The organism is uncultured Caulobacter sp. (assembly GCF_937900395.1).
GTDB lineage: Bacteria > Pseudomonadota > Alphaproteobacteria > Caulobacterales > Caulobacteraceae > Caulobacter.
The window spans coordinates 1-5,453 of the sequence record NZ_CALCDX010000096.1; the positions used below are offsets into that span (position 1 = coordinate 1).

Sequence of the window (5,453 nt, forward strand, 5' to 3'; positions counted from 1 at the left end):
AGCTGGGCTGCGACGCCATCCTGATGAACACCGCCATCGCCGAGGCCAAGGACCCGATCCGCATGGCCAAGGCGATGAAGCACGCCGTCATCGCCGGCCGCGAGGCCTATCTCGCCGGCCGCATGCAGAAGCGGCTCTACGCTGACCCCAGCTCGCCGCTGGCGGGGCTGATCTAGCGATCAGCCTGCCTTCGCCTTGCCGGCCCGGGTCTGCTCGATCGCCAGCTTCAGGGCGTTGATGTCGGCGCCTGGGATCAGGGTGTCGCCGACGATGAAGGCCGGCGTGCCTTGCAGGGCCAGGGTCTTCGCCAAGGTTTCCGTATCGGCCAGGTGCTGGGTCACGGCCTGGCTCTCGCCGGCGGCCTTGGCCTTGTCGAGGTCGATCCCCAGGCCTTTGGCGATGCGCAGGGCGCCCGCGGCGTCCAGCGCGTTCTCGGCCATCAGGGCCTTGTAGAGCTCCAGGCTCTTGCCCTGATCCTTGGCGCCCAGCATCAGCCGCGCGGCGGCCTCGCTGTCGCGGCCGAAGATCACGAAGTCCTTCAGCACCAGGCGGATATCGGGGTTCCTCCGGACCAGCTCGACAATCTCGGGCGCGGCGTGACGGCAATAGCCGCAACGGTAGTCGAAGAACTCGGTGACCGTGATCGTCCCCGCCGGATTGATCACCACGTCGCGCGGATCGCGCTCGATCGCCTGGCGGTACTGGCCGATCGCCTTCTGCGCCGAGGCGGCCTGCTGGCTGGCCTGCTTCTCCTGCAGTTTCTGACTGACCTCCATCAGCACCTCGGGGTGCTCAAGCAGATAGGCGCGGACCTTCTCGCCAAACCGTTCGCTCGGCTTGGCGTCGGGCCGCTCGCAGCCGGCAAGGGTCAGGCCGGCGATGGCCAGCGGGATAGCGAGGGTCGCGGCGCGACGAAGGAGGGTCATCGAAGTCTCTGACAGGGAAGGGGGCTCTAGCGGCCCAGGTTAGACTGCATGGCCCCGTCCTTGGCCAGGTCCTTCAGGTCCTGGTTGGAGGGACGAGAGGCCAGGACGATGTCGGTGGCGCGGCGCCAGTCCGGCGTGTCCTTGGGCAGCAGCTCACGGGCCCGCATGGCGAACACGCGGGCTTCTCGGACGGCCCCCAGCGAGAAGTACTGCTCGGCGGTCGCCAGGCGCGCCTCGCCGTCCTTCTTCTGCTTGTCGTAGGCCTGGGCCAGCAGGCGCCAGGCGACGGTGTTGTCGGGCTCGTTCAGCAGGCTGCGCTTCAGCTCCTTGACGCCTTCCTCGACCTTGGCGGGATCGTTCAGGTTGATCAGGGTCTGGCCCAGATTGACCCGCAGCAGGGCGGCGTCGGGCTTGAGCTGCACCGATTTGCGCTGCGGCTCCTCGGCCAGGGCGACGCGGTTGAACTCGAACAGCACCTGGCCCTTCAGCTCCCAGAGGTAGGGATTGTCAGGGTTGTCGGCGATCAGGCCATCGATCAGCTTCAGGGACCGGTCGGGGTCCTTCATCTGGTAGTAGGCGATGGCGCGCGCATAGCGGGCCGGGAAGCTGGCGTCGGTTTCCTTGTACTTCATCAAGGCGACCTGCGGATTGATGAAGCCCTCCAGCTTGGCCTTCATCACCTCGTGCTGGGCGATGTCCTCGGGCGTGTCGACGGCGCCGTAGTGCGGCTGGCGCTCGACGCGGCTGCGCAGCACCTCGATGCGCTCCGACGACAGGGGGTGGCTCCGGAAATAGGCGAAGCGGCGGGCCTGATCGAAGACTTCCTGGTAGCGGAAGTTGTCGAAAAACTCGACGAGGCCGCGGCCCGACTGGCCGGTCGCCTCCAGGAAGCCGGCGCCGGCCTGGTCGGCGCGAGACTCCTGCTCGCGGCTGTAGCCCAGCGCGCCCAGCGCGCCGGCGTACTGGGAGTTGGCGATCAGGGCCGCGCCGCCGTCGGGCGAGCCGGCCAGGGCCGCCAGGATGCCCAGACCCATGGTCAGGATCATGGGCTTGAGGCCCGCTCGCATCATTTCGTCCGAACGGATCGGGTGGCCGCCGGCCAAGTGGCCGGTTTCGTGGGCGATGACGCCGCGCAGTTGGTTCGGATTTTCGGTCTGCAGGATCAGGCCGGTGTTCAGGCCCATCTGCAGGCCCTGGGTGGCGAAGGCGTTCAAGCTCTTGTCGCCGACGATCAGGATTCGCACGTTCTTGGGATCAAGCCCCGCCGCCGCGAAGATCGGGTCGGCGTCGTGGTGCAGGATCTCTTCGATCTCGGTGTCGCGAATCAGGGACGGGGCGTCGTCCTGGGCCAGAGCCACCTTGGGAACCGACACGCCGGACGCGACGATGGACAGCGCCGACAGTGCGACGACCAATCCACGCCCAGCCTGGCGCTTTCCGGCATGCCCTCGACGCGAGGTCATCGAATGATCTCCAGATCGCGCCCCCGCGAACCCGATCAGTCTAACTTGGATTATCGGGGCGAGGGAACAAGGGCTCCCTGCGACGATTTCGGCCCGCGCCTCGATCGGAGGCGCGGGCCGTTTTCAGCTCAACTACCGGCGCCACCAGCCGCGGCGCGGCTTTTCAGGCGGGGTGGTGATCTCGGCCGGATCGGGCTCGGCCGGAGCAGTCGGCTCGACGTCCGCCGCGACCTCGGGTTCCAGAGCCGGCGCGGGCGCGGCTTCGACAACCGGCGCGGCTTCCGGCTCGGGCGGGGCGACCGCCGCCGATTCGGTGACGACTTCAGCCACGGCTTCGGCCGCCTCGGCGACCTCGGCGGTCGTCTTTTTGCGCGAGCGGGTGCGCTTGGGCTTCTTCGGCGCTTCCTCGGCTTCCGGCAGCTCGACCCAGACGTCGGCCGGCGGGGCGGAGATCACCGGCGGGGCCAGGATCGGCGCCTCGAACGGCTCGGCGGGCTCGGCGACGGACACCGACTCGACGGGCGAAGCGGCTTCGGCCACGGCGGCCTCGGCGACCGGCGTCTCGTCGCGGTTGCGACGGCCGCGGTCACGGCCGCGACGACCGCGTTCGCGAGCGGGACGCTCTTCGCGCTCGGGGCGTTCGGCGCGTTCCGGACGCTCGGCCGGAGCCTCGGCGCGCGCTTCCGGCGCGGGGCGACGGCCTTCGCCGCCATTGCCGCCGACCAGGGCGGCCGGGTCATGCCAGGTGAAGACGTTCTCGCCGAACGGGACGCGCGGACGGATCCAGACATAGGCGTCGGTCTGACGATCGCCGTCCTCGCGACCGCCGCGACGGCCGCCGCGACGACCGCGACGGCGACGGCGACGGCGGGCGTCTTCGTCCTCGTCGCCGAACTCGGCGCGGTCATCGGCGTCTTCCTCGTCGCCTTCGGCTTCGACGTCGACTTCGGCGTCCGTCTCACGATCGTCGCGACGGCCGCGACGGCGGTCGCGACGGCGACGGCCCTTGCGGTCGCCGCGTTCGTCATCGCGCGCCTGCTTGCGGGCCGAGGCCTCGTCGTCGTCGGTATCCTCGCGCTCGATGTCTTCCTCGTCCTCGAGGATTTCCTCGTCGTCCTCGGCTTCGTCCTCGTAGGCGCTGTCGTCGAAGTCATCGTCCTCGTCGACATAGGGCGCCGGGGCGACGGCGATGCGCTCCCCAAGCTCGGTGCGCTCGATCTCCTGGTCGCCGGCGTGCAGGCTGTCGTCGACCACCACGGTCACGAACAGGCCGTGCGTCTCCAGCAGGCGCTGCAGGTAGGCGCGCTTTTCGTTCAGGATGTAGAGGCCGACCGAGCGCGAGACCTTCAGGATCACGCTGCCCGAGCCCTTCAGGGCCTCGACCTCGACCGCGCGCAGAGCTGCCAGGGCGCTGGACTCGACCGAGCGGACGCGGCCGGTGCCTTCGCAGTGTTCGCAGACGTGGGTGGTGCCTTCCAACACGCCGGTGCGGCGGCGCTGACGGCTGATCTCCATCAGGCCAAAGCCCGAGATCTTGCCCATCTGGATGCGCGCGCGGTCGTCCTTCAGGGCGTCCTTCAGGACCTTCTCGACCGTGCGGTTGTTCTTGGCTTCATCCATGTCGATGAAGTCGATGACGATCAAGCCGGCCAGGTCGCGCAGGCGCAGCTGGCGGGCGGCCTCCTCGGCCGCTTCGCAGTTGGTCTTGAGCGCCGTCGCCTCGATGTTGCGCTCGCGCGTGGCCTTGCCCGAGTTGACGTCGATGGCGACCAGGGCTTCGGTCTGGTTGATCACCAGATAGCCGCCGGACTTCAGCGGCACGACCGGCGAATAGATCTGGGCCAGGTGGTCCTCGATCTTGTTCTTGACGAACAGCGGGGTCGGGTCGCGATAGTTGAAGACCTTCTTGGCCTGGCTCGGCATCAGCATGCGCATGAAGTCGCGCGCTTCCTTGTAGCCGGCGTCGCCCTCGACCCAGATGCCGTCCAGGTCCTTGTCGTACATGTCGCGGATGGCGCGTTTGACGAGGTCTTCCTCCTCGTAGATCAGCGCCGGCGCGATCGAGTGCAGCGTGTTCTCGCGGATGTTCTCCCAGAGACGCAGCAAATATTCGTAGTCGCGCTTGATCTCGGCCTTGCTGTGTCCGACGCCCGCGGTGCGGACGATGACGCCGGCGGAGTCGGGGACGATCTCCTTGAGGATCGCCTTCAGGCGCGCCCGCTCGGTGTCCGGCAGTTTGCGGGAGATGCCGGTCATCGACCCCTCGGGCACATAGACCAGGAACCGCCCCGGCAGGCTGATCTGGCTGGTCAGGCGCGCGCCCTTGTGCCCGATCGGGTCCTTGGTCACCTGGACCAGCACGGTGTCCCCGGACGACAGCGCGTTCTCGATCCGCTTGGCCTGATTGACCTCCAGTCCAGCGGCGTCCCAGTTGACCTCACCGGCGTACAGCACGGCGTTGCGGCCCTTGCCGATGTCGACGAACGCGGCCTCCATCGACGGCAGGACGTTCTGGACGCGGCCGAGGTAGACGTTGCCCACCATCGTCGTCGCGGTTTCCCGCGAGACGTAGTGCTCGACGAGAATTCCGTCCTCGAGCACACCGATCTGGGTGCGGTCCTCGTGCCCGCGCACGACCATGACCCGGTCCACGGCCTCGCGGCGAGCCAGGAACTCGGCCTCGGTGATGATCGTGCGTCGGCGACCGGCCTCGCGACCCTCGCGGCGGCGTTGCTTCTTGGCCTCCAGCCGGGTCGAGCCCTTGACCGCTGTCGGCTCGTCACGGGTGCTGCGCGGGGCGCGGACGCGCGTCACGGTGCCGGGCGGGTCCTCGCCTGCCTCGGAACTGGTGCCGCTGCGGCGACGGCGACGACGGCGCCTGCTCGAGTCACGCGACGACTCCTCGGCCGAGTCATCGGCCTCGATGTCGCTGTCCTCGGACTCGGTGTCGGCCTCCTGGGCCGAGGTCGGCTCCGCGTCGGCGGATGCGTCGGATTCCTCGGCCGCCCGACTGCGACGGCCGCGGCCGCCGCGGCTGCGGCGCCGGCGAGCACCGGCAGTGCCG

Annotated in this window: 3 protein-coding genes and 1 pseudogene; 1 reads left to right on the forward strand and 3 read right to left on the reverse strand. The window is 68.9% G+C overall.

All coding sequences use genetic code 11. The annotated features are described in order from the left end of the window. Positions 1-176: pseudogene (locus Q0379_RS08235) on the forward strand (thiazole synthase); the annotation flags it as partial. A 3-nt stretch (positions 177-179) separates the two neighbouring features. Here Q0379_RS08235 and Q0379_RS08240 read toward each other — a convergent pair. From Q0379_RS08240 to Q0379_RS08250, 3 genes are all read right to left on the reverse strand, one after another. Next, on the reverse strand, positions 180-926 hold the full coding sequence (locus Q0379_RS08240; protein WP_299006910.1) for a DsbA family protein: 747 nt from the start codon (positions 924-926) through the stop codon (positions 180-182). A 26-nt stretch (positions 927-952) separates the two neighbouring features. After that, complete coding sequence (locus Q0379_RS08245; protein ID WP_299006912.1) at positions 953-2,389, reverse strand: M48 family metalloprotease; 1,437 nt, start codon at positions 2,387-2,389, stop codon at positions 953-955. 132 nt (positions 2,390-2,521) lie between these two features. Beyond that, entirely contained in the window at positions 2,522-5,029 is a 2,508-nt protein-coding gene (locus Q0379_RS08250) for a ribonuclease E/G (RefSeq protein WP_299006915.1), read from the reverse strand. Positions 5,030-5,453 lie beyond the last annotated feature (424 nt).